This window comes from Nocardia sp. CA-290969 (assembly GCF_050936135.1).
Lineage (GTDB): Bacteria > Actinomycetota > Actinomycetes > Mycobacteriales > Mycobacteriaceae > Nocardia.
The window spans coordinates 6,442,801-6,460,634 of sequence record NZ_JBNJNJ010000001.1; the positions used below are offsets into that span (position 1 = coordinate 6,442,801).

A 17,834-nucleotide genomic window follows, 5' to 3' on the forward strand; every position below is an offset into this window, starting at 1 on the left:
CTCAACGGGCTTCCTCCACACTCAGCTGGGATTCCACGATTCCCCGGTACTCCGCGCAGTCGCGGACCAGTTGTTCGTGGGTGCCCAGGCCGACCATATCGCCGTCCTCGAGTACCACGATCTGGTCGGCGTCGCGGATGGTGGCGATTCGCTGCGCCACGATGAGCACCGCGGCGTCGGCGGTCTCCGGCTGCAGCGCCGCTCGCAGCCGGGCGTCGGTGGCGACATCGAGCGCGGAGAACGAGTCGTCGAACAGATACACCCGGGGCCTGCGCACCAGGGCCCGCGCGATGGCAAGCCGCTGCCGCTGCCCGCCGGAGACCGTGGTACCGCCCTGGGCGATCGGTGTTTCCAGTCCCTGCGGCATGGCGCGGACGAAATCGGCGGCCTGCGCGATCTCCAGGCAACGCCACAGTTCCGCGTCACTCGCCTCGGGATCCCCGTAGCGCAGATTGCTCGCGACGGTGCCGGAGAACAGGTACGCCTTCTGCGGGACCAGCGAGATCCGGGACCGCAATTCCTCCAGATCGAGGTCGCGCACATCGGTGCCGCCGATCAGGACGGCGCCTTCGGTGGCGTCCATGAGCCGCGGGATCAGATTCAGCAAGGTCGTCTTACCCGCGCCCGTCGAACCGACGATCGCGGTGGTCTGCCCGGGTTCCACCCGGAAGTCGATATGCCGCAACACCGGTTTCTCGGCGCCCGGGAAACTGAATCCGGCATCGCGCAACTGCACCTGGGCCGGGTCGCCGCGCAGCGGGCGCGGCTGCGCCGGTGAACGCACCGACGATTCGGTATCGAGTACCTCGGCGATCCGGTCCGCCGAAACCGCGGCCCGAGGTGCCATCATCGCCAGGAACGACGCCATCATGACCGCCATCAGGATCTGCATGATGTAGGACAGCAGCGCGGTCAGCGAGCCGATCTGCATCTCCCCGGCGTCGATCGCCTTCCCGCCGAACCAGATCACCGCTACCGAGGTCACGTTGCTGATCAGCATGACCGCCGGGAACATCAGCGCCATCAACCGGCCGACCCGCACCGAGATATCGGTGAGTTCGGTATTGGCGACCTCGAAACGCCAGACCTCGAGCCGTTCCCGCACGAACGCCCGCACCACCCGGATACCGGTGATCTGCTCGCGCAGCACCCGGTTGACCTCGTCGAGGCGGCTCTGCATGAGCCGGAACGCGGGCACCATCCGGGCGATGATCAGACCCATGCTGAGCGCCAGGGCCGGAACGGCGATCAACAGCAGCCAGGACAGGCCCAGGTCCTCGCGCAGGGCCATGATGATGCCGCCGACGCACATGATCGGCGCCATCACGGCCACCGTCGAGGCCATCACGACGAGCAACTGCACCTGCTGCACATCGTTGGTGTTGCGGGTGATCAGCGAGGGCGCGCCGAACACTCCGACCTCCCGCGCCGAGAAGGTGTTCACCCGGTGCAGCAGTGCCGCCCGCAGATCCCGGCCGGCGCCCATCGCGGCCTGCGCGGCGAGCAGCACCGAGGAGGCGGAGGCGACGATCTGGACACCCGAGACCGCCAGCATTCGCAGACCGGCGGTCCAGATGTAGCCGATATCGCCCTTGGTGATGCCCTCATCGATGAGGTCGGCGTTCAGGCTGGGCAGGTACAGCATGGCGATCACCGAGATCAGCTGCAGTACCACGATCCCGGCCAGCTGTTTCCGGTACGGGACCAGGAAACTACGAAGCAGTCGGATCAGCATGATGACCGAACGCTACCGTCTGGGTTCGCCGATGGCCCGATAATTTCCGGTGGGGCCGGTGGGCCGTCGCCGCGTTCGCGGCGGGCCCAGGCGCCCGGGTCCGCGATGAGGTTCTCCACGAATTCCGGCAGCGTCCCCGCGGCGATATCGGCCAGCGTGACATTTTCCAGAACCGCACGGATATTCACCCGCAACGCGATCCACACCTGCTGCAACGGTTCGGCGGCGCCCCGGTAGCGGACGTCCTCCGGGCGCATCCCGCGCACCGAGGCGAGCGGCCCCTCGATCGCGCGGATGACATCGGCGATCGAGATCTCGGCTGCCGGCCGGGCCAGCCGGTAGCCGCCGTCGGGTCCGCGCCGGCTGGTCACCAGCGTGGCGCGGCGCAGATCGGCCAGGACGCTTTCCAGTACTTTCGGCGCGATCTGCTGGGCGGCCGCGATCGCTTCCGCCTTCACGGCCGCGGCCTGATCGGCAGCCGTGATCTCCAGCAGTGTGCGCACGGCATGATCCACCTTCGCGGTGATGTGCACGACCAACCCGACCTTTCCGCCGCTATTCCACGCCCGGTTGCAGCGCGGCGATCGCCGCGTCCAACAGCGTCGACTCCACCACATCATCCCCCGCGTCGGGCGCCACCTCGTTGGAAATGAGGGCGACGGTCAGTATCTCCATGGCCGCGCTCGCCCGCAGCAGCCGTACCGGGGTGGGGTCGGGACCGGCAAGCCAATTGCGCAGGACTTTGTTCGCGTCGACCATCACCGGGTACTGGTCGGCTACCGCATTGATGATCGCGACCGCGTTGCCCACCATCATCTCCCCGGCGACCCGGTGCCGGATCATGGCCCGGATATACGCGCGCAGCACCGTGCGGCGGGCTTCCGCGTCCGGCGGCGGCAAGGTTTCGACCTCGTCGGCCAGCGCCCGCATATCGTCGAGCAGCGGGTTGATGATCGCGACCAGGAGTTCGAGCTTGGAAGCGTAGTGATAGTAGAGCGACGGCTTTGTGATTCCCACCGCATCCGCGATTTCACGCAGGCTCGTCTGCTCGAAGCCTTTGCTCACGAACAGCTGCACGGCGGCGTCCAGGATGGCCCGCTTGGTATCCCGACCTGCGGTAACGTGGTGGCCGGTGCGCCGATTCGCCATGCTCGATCCTCTCGTTCTCCCGGTGTATCGCCCACCTCGGCCCCGGAAGTCGAGTTTGTTCCTCCGTTTAACCTCCCGGTAGTCTACCTACCGTACGGTAGATACATTGGCGTCCACCGTGTAGGCGGGTCCACACGATTACGCGACCGAGGTAAGCCTCCTCCGCGCGATCCGGTCCGCGAAAGCGACGTCGGCCGTCAGTTCGTCACAGCACATACGACCAAACCGTTTCGGCCTCGCCTAGGAGAAATCCCTCGTGTCCGTATTCCTGTACAGATGGGGAAAGTTCGCTTTCCGCCGGAAGTGGATAGTGCTGCCCGTATGGGCACTGATACTGGTGTTACTCGGCGGGGCCGCGGCCACGCTGGCCAAACCGTTCCAGGACAGCTTCGAAATGCCGGGGCTGCCGTCGGAGCGGGCCACGGCCATCCTCGAAGAACATATGCCGCAGATGGCCTCGATGTTCAGTATCGACGCCATCACCGGTCAATACGTCATCGCCGCGAAGAACGGCACGCTGGCCGACGAACCCAATATGACGGCGCTCGACGCACTGGTCCAGCGGCTGAACGAACTCGATATCGTCGACCACAGCGAACCGGTCGTCAACCCGGTCACCGCGACCGCGATGATGCCGGCCAGCCAGGAAGCGGCGAAAGAGCAGGCCGAGGCGGCGGCCACGCTGAAGCCCGGCCAGGCCCCGCCCACCCCGGAGCCGAACTGCCTCGACGGCAGCAGTTCTCCCGACTTCAAAGCACTGTGCGGCGGCGCCCCGCTGAACGTGCTCAGCGAAGACCGGCCGCAAACGGTCGCCGTGCTCGACGTGAAGTTCACGATGCCGAGCTTCTCCGACGTCACCGAGGAGCACCGGCAGGCCGCCGAGGCCATCGCCCAGGAGGGCCGTAACTCCGGGCTCACCGTCGAGATGAGCGGCGCCATCGCGCAGTCCCAGCCCGAATCCGGCCAGGCCGAAATGATCGGTATCGGCGTCGCGCTGGTCGTGATGATCATCGCCTTCGGCGCCATCGTGGCCGCCTTCGTCCCGATCATCACCGGAATCGTCGGCGTCGCCTGTGCGGGCGCACTTATCCTCACCGGTACCTCGCTGACCGAAGTACCGACGTTCACGCCGATCCTGGCGTCGATGATCGGCCTCGCGCTGTCCATCGACTACGCCCTGTTCATCGTTTCCCGGTACAAGCACGAACTCGTCGTCCAGGATTCGCCCGAAGAAGCCGCGGGTGTCGCGGTGGGCACCGCCGGTTCGGCCGTCGTCTTCGCGGGCCTGACCGTGGTGGTCGCGCTGCTGGGCCTGTCCGTGGTCGGGGTCGGCTTCCTCACCATGATGGGTATCGGCGGCGCCATCGCGGCCGGGTTCGCCGTGCTCGCCGCCACCACCCTGATGCCGGCGCTGCTCGGCGCACTCGGCAAATCGCTGTTCAAACCGAAACTGCCGCTGATCGCCCAGCACGATCCCGAAGACGACAACTCGGTCACCAACGGGATGCGTTTCGCCCGGCTCATCGCCCGGGTGCCGGTACTCACGCTGGTCCTCAGCGCCATCGTCCTGGGTGCGCTCGCCGCGCCGGCGACGCAACTGAACCTCGGCCTGCCCGGCGGCGACAGCATGCCGGAGGATTCCTCGATCCGCAAAGCCTACGAACTGCAGACCGCAGGCTTCGGTGAAGGTAAGAACGGCGTGCTCGTGGTCGCCGTCGATCTGTCCGAAACCCCCGCCGACCAGCGCGATGCCGCGCTGACCACCCTGCGCGATCAGCTGGCGGGCTACGACGGCGTGGATTACCTGAGCGTCGCGCAGCCGAGCAAGGACGGCGAAGCCGCCCTGTTCCAGGTGGTTCCCGACTCCGGACCCAACAGTGCGGAAACACAGGATCTGGTGGAGCAGGCCCGCAACGCCGAAGCCGCGCTGAAAGACCAGTACGGCATGGAATACGGCATCACCGGGCAAACGGCCATCTACGCCGACGTCAACAGTGTGCTGCTGGACAGCATCATCCCGTACATGGCCATCGTCGCGGTGGCGGCGTTCATCCTGCTGCTGCTGGTGTTCCGGTCCATCCTGGTGCCGCTGACCGCCGCGCTCGGCTTCCTGCTGTCGATGGCCGCGACCTTCGGCGTCACGGTGCTGATCTTCCAGGAGGGCGCGTTCGGGCTGGTGGACGACACCCATCCGATCATCAGCTTCCTGCCCATCATGCTGATCGGCCTGGTGTTCGGCCTGGCCATGGACTACCAGGTATTCCTGGTGACCCGGATGCGTGAGGAGTACGTGCACGGCAAGGAACCGAAGCAGGCGATGGTCGACGGCTACCATCACGGCGCCCGCGTGGTGGCCGCGGCGGCGGTCATCATGATCTCGGTCTTCGGCGGTTTCATGCTCTCGCCCGATATCACCTCCAAGTCCATGGGCTTCGCCTTGGCGGCGGGCGTGTTCTTCGACGCCTTCCTGGTGCGGATGGTGCTGATCCCGTCACTGCTGGCGCTGCTGGGCAAATGGGCCTGGTGGATGCCGGCCTGGCTGGACCGCATCCTGCCGGATATCGACGTCGAAGGCACAAAACTGCGCGAACTGCAGGAACGGTCCAAGCGGGCCGAAGCTCCGGAACCCGCCGGGGTCTGATCCAGCCAACAGGCACTACGCGAACCGGCCGGCACCCACTCGGGTGCCGGCCGGTTCGTTCTTCGCGACAAGAGAGGATCCGGCGGACACCGGACGCGGGAAGTGGCCCGGTTCAGCGCCAGGCGGGCAGCTCCGGCAGCTCCGGGGGCAGATTCTCGTCGGCGCCGCGACCGAGCAACCAGGCCAGCAGGGATGCAGCGGGAGCCGCGACAGTCCGATCCGGGTCGCCGGTTCCGACGACCGCTTCGAAACCGCTATCGGTGGCACGGATTCCGAACGGCTGGGTATCCGGGCGACCGCCCATATCCGTGGCGACCTCGGCGAGCAACTCCGCCACGAACTCGACCGGCCACTGCGCGGGTGTATAGCCCGCGTTCAGATCCACATGGTGGATTCGCACTTCTTGCACGCGGTTCCACAGAACCCGGTGCGCCGGAAGCGGCCGCCCCTGCCGGGTGCGGACCTCGGCCTGCCACTGCTCCTCCGTGAGCACCCGCGCCATTCCGACAAACCGATCGGCGGATTCCACGAGGTCGGCGCGCTGTTCGGCGAGTGGGCGCGGCGCACCCAGCTCGATATCGGCATCCCGCAGCGCCGCGCTCGCGTACTGCGGCGTCTCCACCCCGGTATGCGCCCAGAGCAGCAGGTTGACCAGGCTGTCGGCATTGCGCGAAATATGCGCGAGCACATGCCCGCGGGTCCAGCCGGGAAGCGCGGACGCGGCAGAAAGTGCCGAATCGTCCAATGTGTCGACGGTGGCGAGCAATTCGGTGGTCGCCTCGGCGACCTCCCCCATCCGCTCGGTGAGCGTTTCGATCAAATCCCTGGGCACCCCACCGACCCTAATGCCGCCCACCGACGGACTCCCAGCGAACTCGGGCGATACACGGTCGCCTGCGGGCGGCACCCAGGCGCCCACGCGGTACCCAGGCACCCACGCGGTTCAGTGTTCCAGTGCTTCCTGCACCCGGTCCGCCGCGGAAACCGGATCCTCGTGTTCCCAGATGCGGACGACCGCCCAGCCCGCGGCGACCAACGCCGCATCCGTGGCGCGATCCCGCTCGACATTCCCGGCCAGTTTCTCCGCCCACCACTCGGCGTTGTTCTTCGGGTCGGTCGCGTGTACCGGGCAGCGATGCCAGAAACATCCGTCCACATACACCGCGACCCGCCGCCGCGGGAACACCAGATCCGCCCGCCGCCGCTGGCCGCGAATGGGGGCACGGTCGACGAAGTAGCGGATCCCGCGCCGGTGCAGTTCGCGCCGCAACGCCATCTCGGGCTCGGTGTGCGCCCGCCGCTGCCGCGACATCCGCGCGCTGGTCACCGGATCGGTGGCCGGGCGGTGGCTGCTGCGGGCGGGTTCGCCGGTCATGCCGCCCAACCACCCATCCGTTCCAGATGCGCCTGCACGTCGTCGAGGAAACCGGCCGGGAACCGCAGCGTTCCCATACCCGTCCGCCGCAGGAATCCGGCCGTCGCCCGCGCCGAGAGCAGTTGGGTGTCGGTGAGGAAATGCCGCAGATCCTCGTACGGCTCGTGCACCGGCCACGGCGAGAGCGGTACTTCGAACACCTGCCCGGAATGCCCCCACGCCGCACCCGGCCACGGGCTGCCCGGCGGCAGCGGAATATGCCCGGGGATCGGTTCACCCGGCACCCGCAGCCGCGACCCCACCCACGACGCCATTCGCACACTCACCGCATTACCTACCAGCCGCCACCGCTGACCCGGCCGGAATCCCGGTACCGCCAGCGCCGGTTCAGTCCAGCCGGGGTCGAAACCCTGTAACCGCTCACCGTCGGTGATCCCCGGGGTGACGATCTCACCGGACGGCAGCCGCACCGCCGGCGCGCTCGGAATCCCCAGGCCGGAACCACCCTTGAGCGTGGGGACCGCGTTCACCACCCAGCCCAGCCCGCGCACTCCCTCGGTCCAGTAGAAACCGCAGGGGTCGCTGTCGATGCTTCCGAGCAGCCGCGGGCCGGCGTCGTCGGCGAACAGGACGGTGCGTGGGTCTTCGGTTCGCGAGGCCAGCATGAGTACCCGGTTACGCCGCTGCGGCAGGCCGAAAGCCCGGGCGTCCACCACCCGGTAGGCCCAGGTGTAGCCCAGTTCGGCGAGGGCGTCCGTGATATGCCGCATGGCGGCGCCGCGACCGAGCTGCAGCATGAACGGCACATTCTCGATCAGCAGCCAGCGCGGCCCGCGTTTACGGCGCACCAGCCGGAACACATGGTCGACCAGGCTGGATTTGGTCCCGGTGATACCGGCGGTGCGTCCCGCCTGTGAAAGGTCCTGGCAGGGGAAGCCCGCGGCCACCAATTCGGTATCCGGTGGCAGAGCCCGCAACCGGGTGATATCGGTATGGAGTTCGGCGCCGGGGAAACGCGCCGCCAGCACCGCCCGCGCGCCGGGATCGATCTCGCACAGCAGCGCGCTGTCCCAGCCGTGGGCCGCCAGCCCGAGCTCCAGGCCTCCGATCCCGGCGAAAAGCCCCACCATTCGCGCGCCCGCCACGAAGTCCTCTCTCCATCCGGTCCGGCTCCCGAAGCGAGATTACTCCGCGGGTTCCGGGTGCCCGCCGCGTCCGGGTGGCCGATGCCACAGCTGCCGCGCACTGGCCGCGTGACCAGCCCGGACAGCGGGCCGCCCACCGCGAGTCGATCTTCACCGGCCGAGATCCGTTCCGCGGCAATACCATCGAAACCGCAGGTCAGAGCATATAAAGGCGGGTATTCCGGTACACTGCGCGGGGCGTCTTCTCTGGCAGGATGGTCGCCATGAAGTATCGCGTCGGCCTGGCCACCGTCGTATCGGGCGCCGTCGCCCTGTGCGGCGCGGTCGCCCCCGGCGCGGCCCAGGCGGCCCCCGACGACCTGCACACCGCCCCCGCCCAGCCCGGCACCGGTTCCGCCGAAGATCCCGGCCCCGTCGAAAAAGCCGAACCGGTACCGGCGCCACGCGCCGCCATCATCGGCGTCCAGCCGGTGCACGACCGCCTGCTGCGCGTTTTCGTCGACTCCCCCGCCATGCACCGCACCGTGCAGGTACTCGTCCTACTCCCGGCCGACCGCAGCGCCCCCCGCCCCACCGTCTACATGCTCGACGGCCGCAGCACCCAGTCCGACAGCAACAACTGGCTCGACCGCGGTGGCGCGGCCCAGTTCTACGCCGACAAACCCGTGAACGTGGTGTTCACCGTCGGCGGTCCCGCCAGTTTCTACACCGACTGGCAGCGCCCCGACCCGGTACTCGGCGTCAACAAATGGGAGACCTTCCTCACCGAGGAGCTACCACCGCTGATCGACGCGGAGTTCTCCGGCAACGGCCGCAACGCCGTGGTCGGCACGTCCATGGGCGCCGAGGCAGCCATGATGCTGGCCATCCGCAAACCGGAACTCTATTCGGCGATCGGGGCGCACAGCGGCTGTTTCTCCACCGGCACCGACCTCGGCCAGGCCCAGGCCCGCATGGTCGTCTCGACGTTCAAAGGCAACCCCGAGAACATGTTCGGCGCCCCCGACGATCCGGCCTGGCTGGCCCACGACGTAACCCTGCACGCGGCCGCATTACGCGGCAAGAAGCTCTACCTCTCCGCCGGCAGCGGCCACCCCGGCGTCCACGACGTCCTGACCAACCCCGAAACCCCGCAGAGCGTCCTGATGGGCGGCCCTCTGGAAGCCGCCACCGACTTCTGCACCCGCCGCCTGGCCCAGCGCCTGGACACCCTCGATATCGACTACACCGCCCACTTCCGCCCCCAGGGCACCCATTCGTGGCCGTACTGGGCCGACGAACTGGTCGCCTCCTGGCCCACCATCTCCGCCGGCGTGGGCATCGACGGACAGTGAGCAGTTCAGTCCTCCGCTTCGCGGACGTCCTTTCCGTGCTCGGCGAACGCCTTGAAGTCCTGCATGTGCTGTAGCGACTGCTTACGGAAGTAGCCGCGCATCAAACGCCCTAACAGCTTCATCAGGACGCTGCTGAACCGGTATTCGTTCTCGCTCTCCCACAGCGTCGTCTCCGGACCGGCTTCGGTCAGCCGTTCACGCGCGGCGCTCCACATGCCCTCGCCGACGATCTCACGCTCGAAGTGAACGACGCTCGTTTCCGGGATCTCGCGCAGGTCTGCCGGTTCCCGGCGGGTGATGGTCTCGGTGCACTCCATCTTCCGCCCGCCCATCTCCAGTACGACCCGCGACTCGGTGCCGACCTGCCCGTGCTCCCCGCTCACCGGCTCGTGCAGCACCAGGCCCCGCAGCCAGTTCGGCAGGTGCGCCGGGTCTGCGAGCAGCTCGGCCACCCGCTGGCGCGGCAGGGCGATCTCGATGGAGACGGTGTACTTCATCGGCATAGCTCCAGGTTCCGGAATGAACGGACGTAACCAGCATTCTGTAGACACCGGATTCGCGCCATGGTCTCATACGCACCAGGTCGCGGGCCCGAGCCTCAGGCGAACCAACCGCGGTAGCCCGGGTGGGGGCCCGGGGGCGAAGCCCTCCGGGCGGGGCGCGGGGGCTGCGCCCCCGCACAATACGACGAAACGAGAAAAGGCCCAGCCCGCGTGGGCATGGACCTTCCATCGAGTGGAGTGCGCCCGAAGGGATTCGAACCCCTAACCTTCTGATCCGTAGTCAGATGCTCTATCCGTTGAGCTACGGGCGCGTACGCGTTATTCAGTTGTCACCCGGTGAACCGGGTGTGGCGGAGGCGAGAGGATTTGAACCTCCGGTCCCCGTGAAGGGACAACTCATTAGCAGTGAGTCCCATTCGGCCGCTCTGGCACGCCTCCTGGAGCCTTCTCTTCGAGGGCACCGGTCCTTTCGAACCGCCGAGCAGAAAGGCTACCCGAGCTTGGTGTGAAACTGCAAAACGGCTGGTTGATCAGCGTAGGTGGCTGTCGAACCAGTCGAAAATGCGGGTTTGGGAGTCGATCAGTTCGTCGGCGTCGTCCTCGTCGTCACCGGGTTGGTCGGCGCGGTGCAGCAGGCCCGGATAGTTCACGACGAGGCTGGCGACGGCCGCCTGGGCGGTGGCATCGCGCAACTGGTCGACCTCCGCCACCGGGGTACTGGATTCCGCGCCGAACAGGCCGAGCCACGGGGCCTGTAGGCGGGGCGCGGCGGTGACCAAGGCTTCGGCCTGCTCGGTGAGTGGGGTGGTGATACCGGGCGCCCCCACACTCACCGCGGCGCCGATGGGACGGTTGGTGGCAACCAGGAAGGCGGCGGTTCCGGCGGTGTCGAAACCGAGGGCGCCGATGCAGTCCGGGAAGACCCCGCGATGGGTGAGCCAGTCGAAGCAGGCATCGAAATCCTCGAACAGTTCGTCGCCGAATACTCCGGCGGTGGCGGCGGTGGCGCGATGGAAAAGGTTCGGGGCGACCACCAGCCAGCCCTCGCCGGCGAGCGCGCGCATGAACTCCAGCAATGATCCGGTGAACTCCCGGGTCTCGTGCAGCAGCACAATTCCGCCGCGGGCATACCCCTCGGGTTCGATCACCGTAATAGGTACGTGTTCGCCGGTTTCGGGCCTGGTGGCGGCCTCTGTCGGTTCCTGTTCCTGGCCGGCCGCGGCCGGTTCCTGACGCCGCAGGGGCGCGATATCGTCATAAGTGCCCGACATGTTCCCAGCGTAGGGCGATATCCCGGGAGCGGGAAGAACTGGCAGCTGAACAGCCCGAACGTGGCGCGATCGAGATCGGAACTAAGCTCATTACGTGACCGCGCACATCCGGCCGGACCTCGATTCCATTCCGGCGTACGTTCCCGGCCGCAGCCATCCCGGCGCGGTCAAACTGGCGAGCAACGAAACCACCCTCGGTCCGTTGCCCGCCGCGAGCAAGGCCATCGCCGAGGCGGTGGAGCTGGCCAACCGCTATCCGGACAATCAGTCCGGCGAACTGCGGGCAGCGCTGGCGGAGTTCCTCGGCGTCACGCCCGCGAATATCGCGATCGGCTGTGGCAGTGTGGCGCTGTGCCAGGAGCTGGTGCAGATCACCTGCGCCGCCCCCACCGACGAGGTGTTGTTCGCGTGGCGTTCGTTCGAGGCGTACCCCATCATCACGCAGGTCGGTAACGCGACCGCGGTGACGGTGCCGCTCACCGGGCAGGTGCACGATCTGGACGCCCTGGCGGCGGCGATCACCGAGCGAACCCGGCTGGTGTTCGTCTGCAACCCGAACAACCCGACCGGCACGGCGGTGGGCCGGGCGGAGCTCGAACGTTTCCTGGACCGGGTGCCCGCCGATGTGGTCGTGGCGCTGGACGAGGCGTACTACGAGTACCTGCGGTTGCCGGGGGATCATCCGGACGGGGTGGAGCTCGGCCGTTCGCGGCCGAATGTGGTTGTGCTGCGGACCTTCTCGAAGGCATACGGGCTGGCCGGGCTGCGGGTGGGCTACGCGGTCGGCGCGCCGGACGTGATCGCGGCGCTGTTGAAGGTGCATATCCCGTTCAGCGTGAGCCGGGTGGCGCAGGCGGCGGCCATCGCCTCGCTGCAGGCCCGGCACGAACTGCTGGACCGCACCGAGTCCGTGATCGCCGAGCGGGACCGGATGCGCGACGATCTGCTGGCCGCGGGCTACCGGGTGCCGGCGAGCCAAGCGAACTTCCTCTGGATCGACCTGGGCCCGGCGACGGTCGAGTTCGCCGAGGCGAGCGCGGAGGCGGGTGTGCTGATCCGGCCGTTCGCGGGCGAGGGGGTGCGGGTCACGGCGGGCGATCCGCATGAGAACGACCTGTTCCTGCGATTCGCCCTCGCCACGGAAACTGTCGCGCGGTTCGCCGGAGCCTGAAAGAACGGCCCGAAACCCGCACCTCGCCGATGGTTGCGGTAATAGCCACTCGGCGCCGATGCGCCTGACTACGGATCAGAGGCCAGAAGGGCAAGATCCCCTCGGCGCACCCCATTCGAAAACCGGTCCACGTCCACCAGGACGTGGGCCGGTTCTCGTTTTGTCGCATTGTGCGGCGGACTGCGAGCAAGAGCGATCTGGCGTGCCCCGTACGTAACCGAACGGGCGAAGGCGCGGCGGAAGGTCTTGCCCGCAGCCAAAGTGGAAGTTACTCTCAAAAAACAGTAACTACCAATGAAGAGAGACTGTCATGTCAGCTCTGCTCTATCGGATCGGGCGGTTCGGCTTCCGCGCTCGACGACTCGTACTGCTGTCCTGGTTACTACTCGTGGTGGCCTTGGGCGTCGGCGCCGCGACCTTGGCAGCCCCGTCCGCCACCTCCTTGAACCTGCCCGGCACCGAATCCCAGGAAGCGTTCGACCTCCTGGAAACGCGGTTCGCCGATATGCCCCTCGACGGCGGGTCCGCGCAGATCGTGTTCGTCGCCGAGAACGGCACCGTCACCGATGCCGCGCACCGCGGCAAGATCACCGAGGTGGTGCACGCCGCCGCCGGGGCACCCGAGGTCGCGGCGGTGCAGAGCCCGTTCGACAGCGGCCTGATCTCGGCGGACCAGCGCATCGCCGTCGCCGACGTGACCTACGAGGTGCCCTTCGAGACAGTGCGCGATTCGAGCCGACAGGAACTGATGAGCCTGGTCGAACGCAGCGGTTCGGCCGATCTGCGCGTCGCCGTGGGCGGCGATGTCATGGAGCTGATGCCGGATGTGAGCAAGGAACTCATCGGTCTGCTCGTCGCGGCCGTGGTACTCGTGATCACGCTGGGTTCCCTGGCCGCGGCCGGGATGTCGCTGATCGCCGGGGTTACCGGCGTCGTGGTCGGCCTGCTGGGCATCCTCACCGCCACCGCGTTCCTGGATCTCGGCGCCACCACTCCGATCCTCGCGCTCATGCTCGGGCTTGCCGTGGGTATCGACTACTCGCTGTTCATCGTGTCCCGCTACACCCACGAACTGACCCGGAGTCCGGACCCCGAGGAGGCCATCGGCCGGGCGGTGGCCACCGCCGGATCGGCCGTGCTGTTCGCGGGCCTGACCGTGGTGATCGCACTCACCGGGCTGAGCGTGGTCGGTATCGGACTGCTCACCGAGATGGGTCTCGCCGCGGCGGTGACCGTGGCCGTCGCCGTACTGGTGGCGATCACCCTGCTGCCTGCACTCCTCGGTTTCGCCGGCCGCCGGGTGCTGCGGCGCGGCCGGCGGCACCCGTCCGGGGACACGGCGCACACCGATCGGCACCCCCGCACCCTCGCCCGGCGCTGGGCGGGACTGACCACCCGGCGGCCGGTGGCGACCCTGCTCGTCGCGCTGGCCGGAATCGGCGTCCTGGCCCTCCCCGCGCTGGACCTGCGACTCGGCGTCCCCGACCAGGGCACCTACCCCGAGCACACCACGCAGCGCCAGGCCTACGACGCGATCTCGGCGGGTTTCGGTCCCGGGTTCAACGGACCGCTGCTCGTTGCCGTCGACCTGGCCCGCGCGCCGCGACCCGAGGACACCGCGCGCCGGGTCCACGCGGAACTGGCCGGGACGGAAGGGGTCTCGATGGCCACACCCCCGGAGTTCAATACGGCCGGCGATACCGCGATCATCGGCGTCATCCCGCGCGGCGGGCCCGACAGCGAGCAAACCGAGCAGCTGGTGCAACTGCTGCGCGGTAGCGTCGCCGATACCGTCGAGCGGTTCGGCGCCCGGGTCGCCGTCACCGGAACCGCGGCCATCATCATCGATTTCAGCGACCGGATGGCCGATGCGTTGTGGACCTACCTCCTGGTGGTCGTCGGCCTGTCGTTCGTGCTGCTGATGACCGTGTTCCGCTCGATCGTCGTCCCGCTCAAGGCGACCGTGGGATTCCTGCTCAGCCTGGGCGCGACGTTCGGCGTCCTGGTGGCCACCTTCCAATGGGGCTGGCTGGAATGGCTGGGCATCCACACCACCGATGTGGTGGTGAGCATGCTGCCGATCTTCATCATCGGCGTGGTGTTCGGGCTGGCCATGGACTACGAAGTGTTCCTGGTGACCCGCATGCGGGAGGAATACGTCCACGGCGCGGCGGCGGCGCCGGCGGTGCGGGCCGGGTTCACGCACGGCGCGCGGGTGGTGGCCGCGGCCGCGATCATCATGGTGAGCGTGTTCGCCGGGTTCGCCGCCGGTGATGCCAGCGATATCGTGCAGATCGGGGTCGCGCTGGCGGCCGCGGTCGCCGTCGATGCCTTCGTGGTCCGGATGACCATCGTCCCGGCGGTTCTCGCGCTCGTCGGGGACAAGGCCTGGTGGCTGCCGAAATGGCTGGACCGGATACTGCCGGACCTGGACGTCGAAGGCCGTGATCTGCGCGGCGAACCCGCACCGGAGACCGCCGGGGAACTCACCGAATCGTTTGTCCGGCCGGTAGAGGGTTCGGCAAGATGATCCTATGAGTACCGGTGGCCTGCGAGAACTCAAGAAGAAGCGCACGCGTGAAGCCATCCAGGATCACGCGTTGCGCCTCTACCGGGAGCAGGGCTACGCGAACACCACGCTGGAGGAAGTAGCGGCCGCCGCCGAGGTCTCGCCGAGCACGCTGTTCCGCTACTTCCCCACCAAACCGGATACGGTGCTGTTCGATCGCGTGGACCCGATCTTCCTGGAGAAGTTTCGCGCCGAGCCCCCCGGTCTGACGCTGTTCGAGGCCATCCGCAATGCCCTGCAGGCCGTTCTCAACAGCGCAGAGGTCGATATCGCCACGGTCGAAACCACCCGGATGAGGCTTATCGCGACCGTGCCGGAACTGCGTGCGGCCGTGCTGCACAAGTTCGAGTCGGATATGCCGCCGTTCATCGAAGCCATCGCCGCGCGTGTGGGGCGCAACCCCGACGATCCACAGATCCTGTACTGGACCGGCGCCGTGGCGGGGGTCGCGATCATGGCCTATCTGCGGGCGGTCGACAACGGCGGGGACATCTACATGGTCGTCAACGAGGCCCTGGAGTTCCTGGAAAACGGAATGCCTCTCTGACACAACAGAACCGCCACCCGGATTCCCGAAGCGCGGGTGGCGGTTCCGTGGTCACAGCGTCTGCCGTGCGCTACCGGAAGGCGCTCCCCTGTTCCCGGTCGAGCTCTGTCTCGCTCTTGTTCTTCAGGGCGAACAGGTACACCAGCAGCGAGACGAACACGACGACGGTCACGTAGACGATGAACAGGGTTACGTGCCCGCCGTTCTTCGCGGCCTGGTAGATCATCGGCGCGGTACCGCCGAACGCCGAATTGGCCAGGGCGTACCCGACACCCACCCCCAGCGCACGGATATGCGAGGGGAACAGTTCGGCTTTGACGATGGCGTTGATGGACGTGTAACCGGTGAGCACGATATAGCCGGCGCAGGTGACCAGCAGGGTGCCCAGCACCGAGGTCGCGTCCTGCAGGTAGGTGATGAGGAACCAGGTGTAGACGACCCCGCCGATACCGAAGAACACCAGCACGGGCTGGCGGCCCACCTTGTCGCTGATCATTCCGCCGACCGGCTGCAACAGCATCAGGAAGATCAAGCCGGCGAGGTTGATCCAGGTGGCCGTCATCCCCCGGTCCTCGAACGCGGTCTTGATCATCGCGGGTGCGTTCACGCTGTAGACGTAGAAGGCGAGGGTGCCGCCCATGGTGATCAGGAAGCACAGCAGCAGCGGACGCCAGTACTCGAGCACCAGCACCCGCAGCGAACCCGATTCGGTGTCCTCACCGCGCTTCACCGCCGCGAGCTGCTCCTCGGTAAGCGATTCGTCCATACTGCGCCGCAACCAGAACACGACGACCGCGGCGATACCGCCGATGAAGAAGGCGATCCGCCAGCCGAAGTCGGAGATCTCCTGTTTGTCCATGAACATCTGCAGCACCAGCAGGGTGAGCTGGGCCAGCACATGACCACCGACGAGGGTGACGTACTGGAACGACGAGAAGAAACCGCGGCGTTCCCGCGTGGCGGCCTCGGACATATAGGTCGCCGAGGCGCCGTACTCACCGCCGGTCGCGAATCCTTGCACGAGCCGGCACAGGATCAGGATCACGGCGGCACCGACGCCGATCACCTCCCGCCCCGGCACGAGCGCGATCACCAGCGAACACGCCGCCATGAGCGAAACACTGAAGGTGAGCGCCGCGCGCCGGCCGTACCGGTCGGCGTAGCGCCCGAAGAACCACGACCCCACCGGACGCATGAGGAAGGTGACGGCGAAGATCGCGTACACGTAGACGGTGGAGTTCTTGTCCGCCGAATCGAAGAAATGGCTTTCGAAGTACGAGGCGAACACCGTGTAGACGTAGACGTCGTACCACTCGACGAGATTGCCCGACGAGCCGCGCAGCGTATTCCACACGGCGCGCCGCGTCGCCGCCCGTGAGGAGGCAGGCGTCGGTTCGCCAGGGGACGCCGGGCCCTTGGTCGTGGTTTCGGACATTCGTGATTCCTTCCCGTTCACCAGTGCGCCGGCGACACGATGCGCGCGACGCACCCGCCCAGTGTGCAGGCAGGACCAGGCACCTCGGAGCCCATTCCCGCATTTCGGGACAGCGCCGAACACGCGAACCGGGCCGGTCGCCCGCCCCCGCCGGGACTTCCTGCGGCTGGGGTCCCAGGGTTCGGCCGCGCATCGCCGCTCGCATCGTGACGGCGACTCCGCTACCGTGCGCCCGGCGGCGGACCGGAGTACGCGATGCCGAGCAGACCGGACAGGTCGCGCAGGCATTCCTCGTAGACAGGTTCGAGGTCGCTGTAGGCGAAATCCAACTGGTGCAGCACTTCCATACACAGCAGGCCGTAGAGACGGATCCAGCAGGACAGAAAGACGTGGGCGGCTTCGGGCGGCAGGCGGTTGCCGATGCCGGCGCAGTACGCCCGAAGTTGCGTGTGCAGCGATTCGGGCAGCTGGGCGGGAACCGGAAACGGCCGTTCTTCCCATAACTCGACCGTCAGATCCAGCAGGATCCGTTCGAACCGCAGCGCGGCCCGATGCCGGACCGACTCCGGCCGCCGCTGGGGCGCGCCCACCGGACCGGCGAAGATCCAGCCGAATTCCGCCGGATGTGCGACCGCCCAGAATCGCATGGCCCGGCATACCGCCAGAATGCGATCACCCACCGGGCGATCATCCGCCGCGTCGCGGGCGGCTTCCATTTCGGCTGCCAACTCGTCGAAGAAGGTGGCTGTCACGGCGCCGACCAGCTCCTCGTGTCCGCTGTAGTAGTGATACAGCGCGGGGCCGCTCATCCCCATCCGCCTGGCGACCCCGTTGATGGTGACCGCGCCGGAACCCTGTTCGACCAGTAGATCTCGTGCGGTCTGGTGGATCTCGCGCAGGGTCGCAGCACGCAACCTGGCCTTCCGGCCACCGGCGGGCGCAGTCATCCTCCCGGTCTC

Annotated in this window: 15 protein-coding genes and 2 tRNA genes; 5 read left to right on the plus strand and 12 right to left on the minus strand. The window is 67.5% G+C overall.

The features are described 5' to 3' along the window. Position 1: 1 nt before the first annotated feature. From ACQEVO_RS29335 to ACQEVO_RS29345, 3 genes are read right to left on the minus strand one after another with little or no spacing between them, the layout of a single operon-like run. Positions 2 to 1,735: an ABC transporter ATP-binding protein gene (locus ACQEVO_RS29335; RefSeq protein WP_432919664.1), complete on the minus strand. Its 1,734-nt coding sequence runs from the start codon at positions 1,733 to 1,735 to the stop codon at positions 2 to 4. Continuing rightward, positions 1,729 to 2,268, minus strand: coding sequence for an RrF2 family transcriptional regulator (locus ACQEVO_RS29340; RefSeq protein ID WP_432919665.1), 540 nt, complete (start codon positions 2,266 to 2,268; stop codon positions 1,729 to 1,731). Before ACQEVO_RS29340 ends, ACQEVO_RS29335 begins: the two co-directional genes overlap by 7 nt. A 22-nt stretch (positions 2,269 to 2,290) precedes the next feature. Then, positions 2,291 to 2,884: a TetR/AcrR family transcriptional regulator gene (locus ACQEVO_RS29345; protein ID WP_432919666.1), complete on the minus strand. Its 594-nt coding sequence runs from the start codon at positions 2,882 to 2,884 to the stop codon at positions 2,291 to 2,293. A gap of 256 nt (positions 2,885 to 3,140) precedes the next feature. Between ACQEVO_RS29345 and ACQEVO_RS29350 the strand changes: the two genes are divergently transcribed. Next, positions 3,141 to 5,525, plus strand: a complete 2,385-nt coding sequence (locus ACQEVO_RS29350; protein ID WP_432919667.1) for an MMPL family transporter — start codon at positions 3,141 to 3,143, stop codon at positions 5,523 to 5,525. Between the two features lie 112 nt (positions 5,526 to 5,637). Here the strand turns inward: ACQEVO_RS29350 and ACQEVO_RS29355 are convergent, their stop codons facing one another. The 3 genes from ACQEVO_RS29355 to ACQEVO_RS29365 form a co-directional block, all read right to left on the minus strand. Continuing rightward, positions 5,638 to 6,357, minus strand: a complete 720-nt coding sequence (locus ACQEVO_RS29355; protein WP_432919668.1) for a maleylpyruvate isomerase family mycothiol-dependent enzyme — start codon at positions 6,355 to 6,357, stop codon at positions 5,638 to 5,640. A 111-nt stretch (positions 6,358 to 6,468) separates the two neighbouring features. After that, positions 6,469 to 6,900, minus strand: a complete 432-nt coding sequence (locus tag ACQEVO_RS29360) for a very short patch repair endonuclease (protein WP_432919669.1) — start codon at positions 6,898 to 6,900, stop codon at positions 6,469 to 6,471. After that, positions 6,897 to 8,030: a DNA cytosine methyltransferase gene (locus ACQEVO_RS29365; RefSeq protein WP_432923149.1), complete on the minus strand. Its 1,134-nt coding sequence runs from the start codon at positions 8,028 to 8,030 to the stop codon at positions 6,897 to 6,899. The genes ACQEVO_RS29360 and ACQEVO_RS29365 overlap by 4 nt, the downstream gene beginning before the upstream one ends. Before the next feature lie 278 nt (positions 8,031 to 8,308). Between ACQEVO_RS29365 and ACQEVO_RS29370 the strand changes: the two genes are divergently transcribed. Further along, positions 8,309 to 9,379 (plus strand): alpha/beta hydrolase, encoded by a 1,071-nt coding sequence (locus ACQEVO_RS29370; protein WP_432919670.1) that lies wholly within the window; start codon positions 8,309 to 8,311, stop codon positions 9,377 to 9,379. A gap of 5 nt (positions 9,380 to 9,384) precedes the next feature. Here the strand turns inward: ACQEVO_RS29370 and ACQEVO_RS29375 are convergent, their stop codons facing one another. From ACQEVO_RS29375 to ACQEVO_RS29390, 4 genes are all read right to left on the minus strand, one after another. Beyond that, positions 9,385 to 9,876 carry an SRPBCC family protein gene (locus ACQEVO_RS29375; protein WP_432919671.1) on the minus strand — a complete coding sequence of 164 codons (492 nt, stop codon included), beginning with the start codon at positions 9,874 to 9,876 and terminating at the stop codon, positions 9,385 to 9,387. 244 nt (positions 9,877 to 10,120) lie between these two features. After that, positions 10,121 to 10,193: transfer RNA gene (locus ACQEVO_RS29380), tRNA-Arg, on the minus strand. Between the two features lie 37 nt (positions 10,194 to 10,230). Continuing rightward, positions 10,231 to 10,320: transfer RNA gene (locus ACQEVO_RS29385), tRNA-Ser, on the minus strand. 92 nt (positions 10,321 to 10,412) lie between these two features. Next, positions 10,413 to 11,153: a dienelactone hydrolase family protein gene (locus tag ACQEVO_RS29390; protein ID WP_432919672.1), complete on the minus strand. Its 741-nt coding sequence runs from the start codon at positions 11,151 to 11,153 to the stop codon at positions 10,413 to 10,415. 94 nt (positions 11,154 to 11,247) lie between these two features. Between ACQEVO_RS29390 and hisC the strand changes: the two genes are divergently transcribed. The 3 genes from hisC to ACQEVO_RS29405 all read left to right on the plus strand — a co-directional run bounded on the left by hisC (position 11,248) and on the right by ACQEVO_RS29405 (position 15,440). Then, a complete protein-coding gene (gene hisC, locus ACQEVO_RS29395; RefSeq protein ID WP_432919673.1) occupies positions 11,248 to 12,324 on the plus strand; it encodes a histidinol-phosphate transaminase in 1,077 nt (358 codons plus the stop codon). Between the two features lie 310 nt (positions 12,325 to 12,634). After that, positions 12,635 to 14,854 (plus strand): MMPL family transporter, encoded by a 2,220-nt coding sequence (locus ACQEVO_RS29400; protein ID WP_432919674.1) that lies wholly within the window; start codon positions 12,635 to 12,637, stop codon positions 14,852 to 14,854. A 4-nt stretch (positions 14,855 to 14,858) separates the two neighbouring features. Then, the gene (locus tag ACQEVO_RS29405) at positions 14,859 to 15,440 is read left to right on the plus strand and encodes a TetR/AcrR family transcriptional regulator (RefSeq protein WP_432919675.1); all 582 of its coding nucleotides are present in this window, start codon (positions 14,859 to 14,861) and stop codon (positions 15,438 to 15,440) included. A gap of 70 nt (positions 15,441 to 15,510) precedes the next feature. Here the strand turns inward: ACQEVO_RS29405 and ACQEVO_RS29410 are convergent, their stop codons facing one another. Further along, entirely contained in the window at positions 15,511 to 16,875 is a 1,365-nt protein-coding gene (locus tag ACQEVO_RS29410; RefSeq protein ID WP_432919676.1) for an MFS transporter, read from the minus strand. 221 nt (positions 16,876 to 17,096) lie between these two features. Continuing rightward, positions 17,097 to 17,822, minus strand: coding sequence for a TetR/AcrR family transcriptional regulator (locus ACQEVO_RS29415; protein WP_432919677.1), 726 nt, complete (start codon positions 17,820 to 17,822; stop codon positions 17,097 to 17,099). Positions 17,823 to 17,834: the final 12 nt, after the last annotated feature.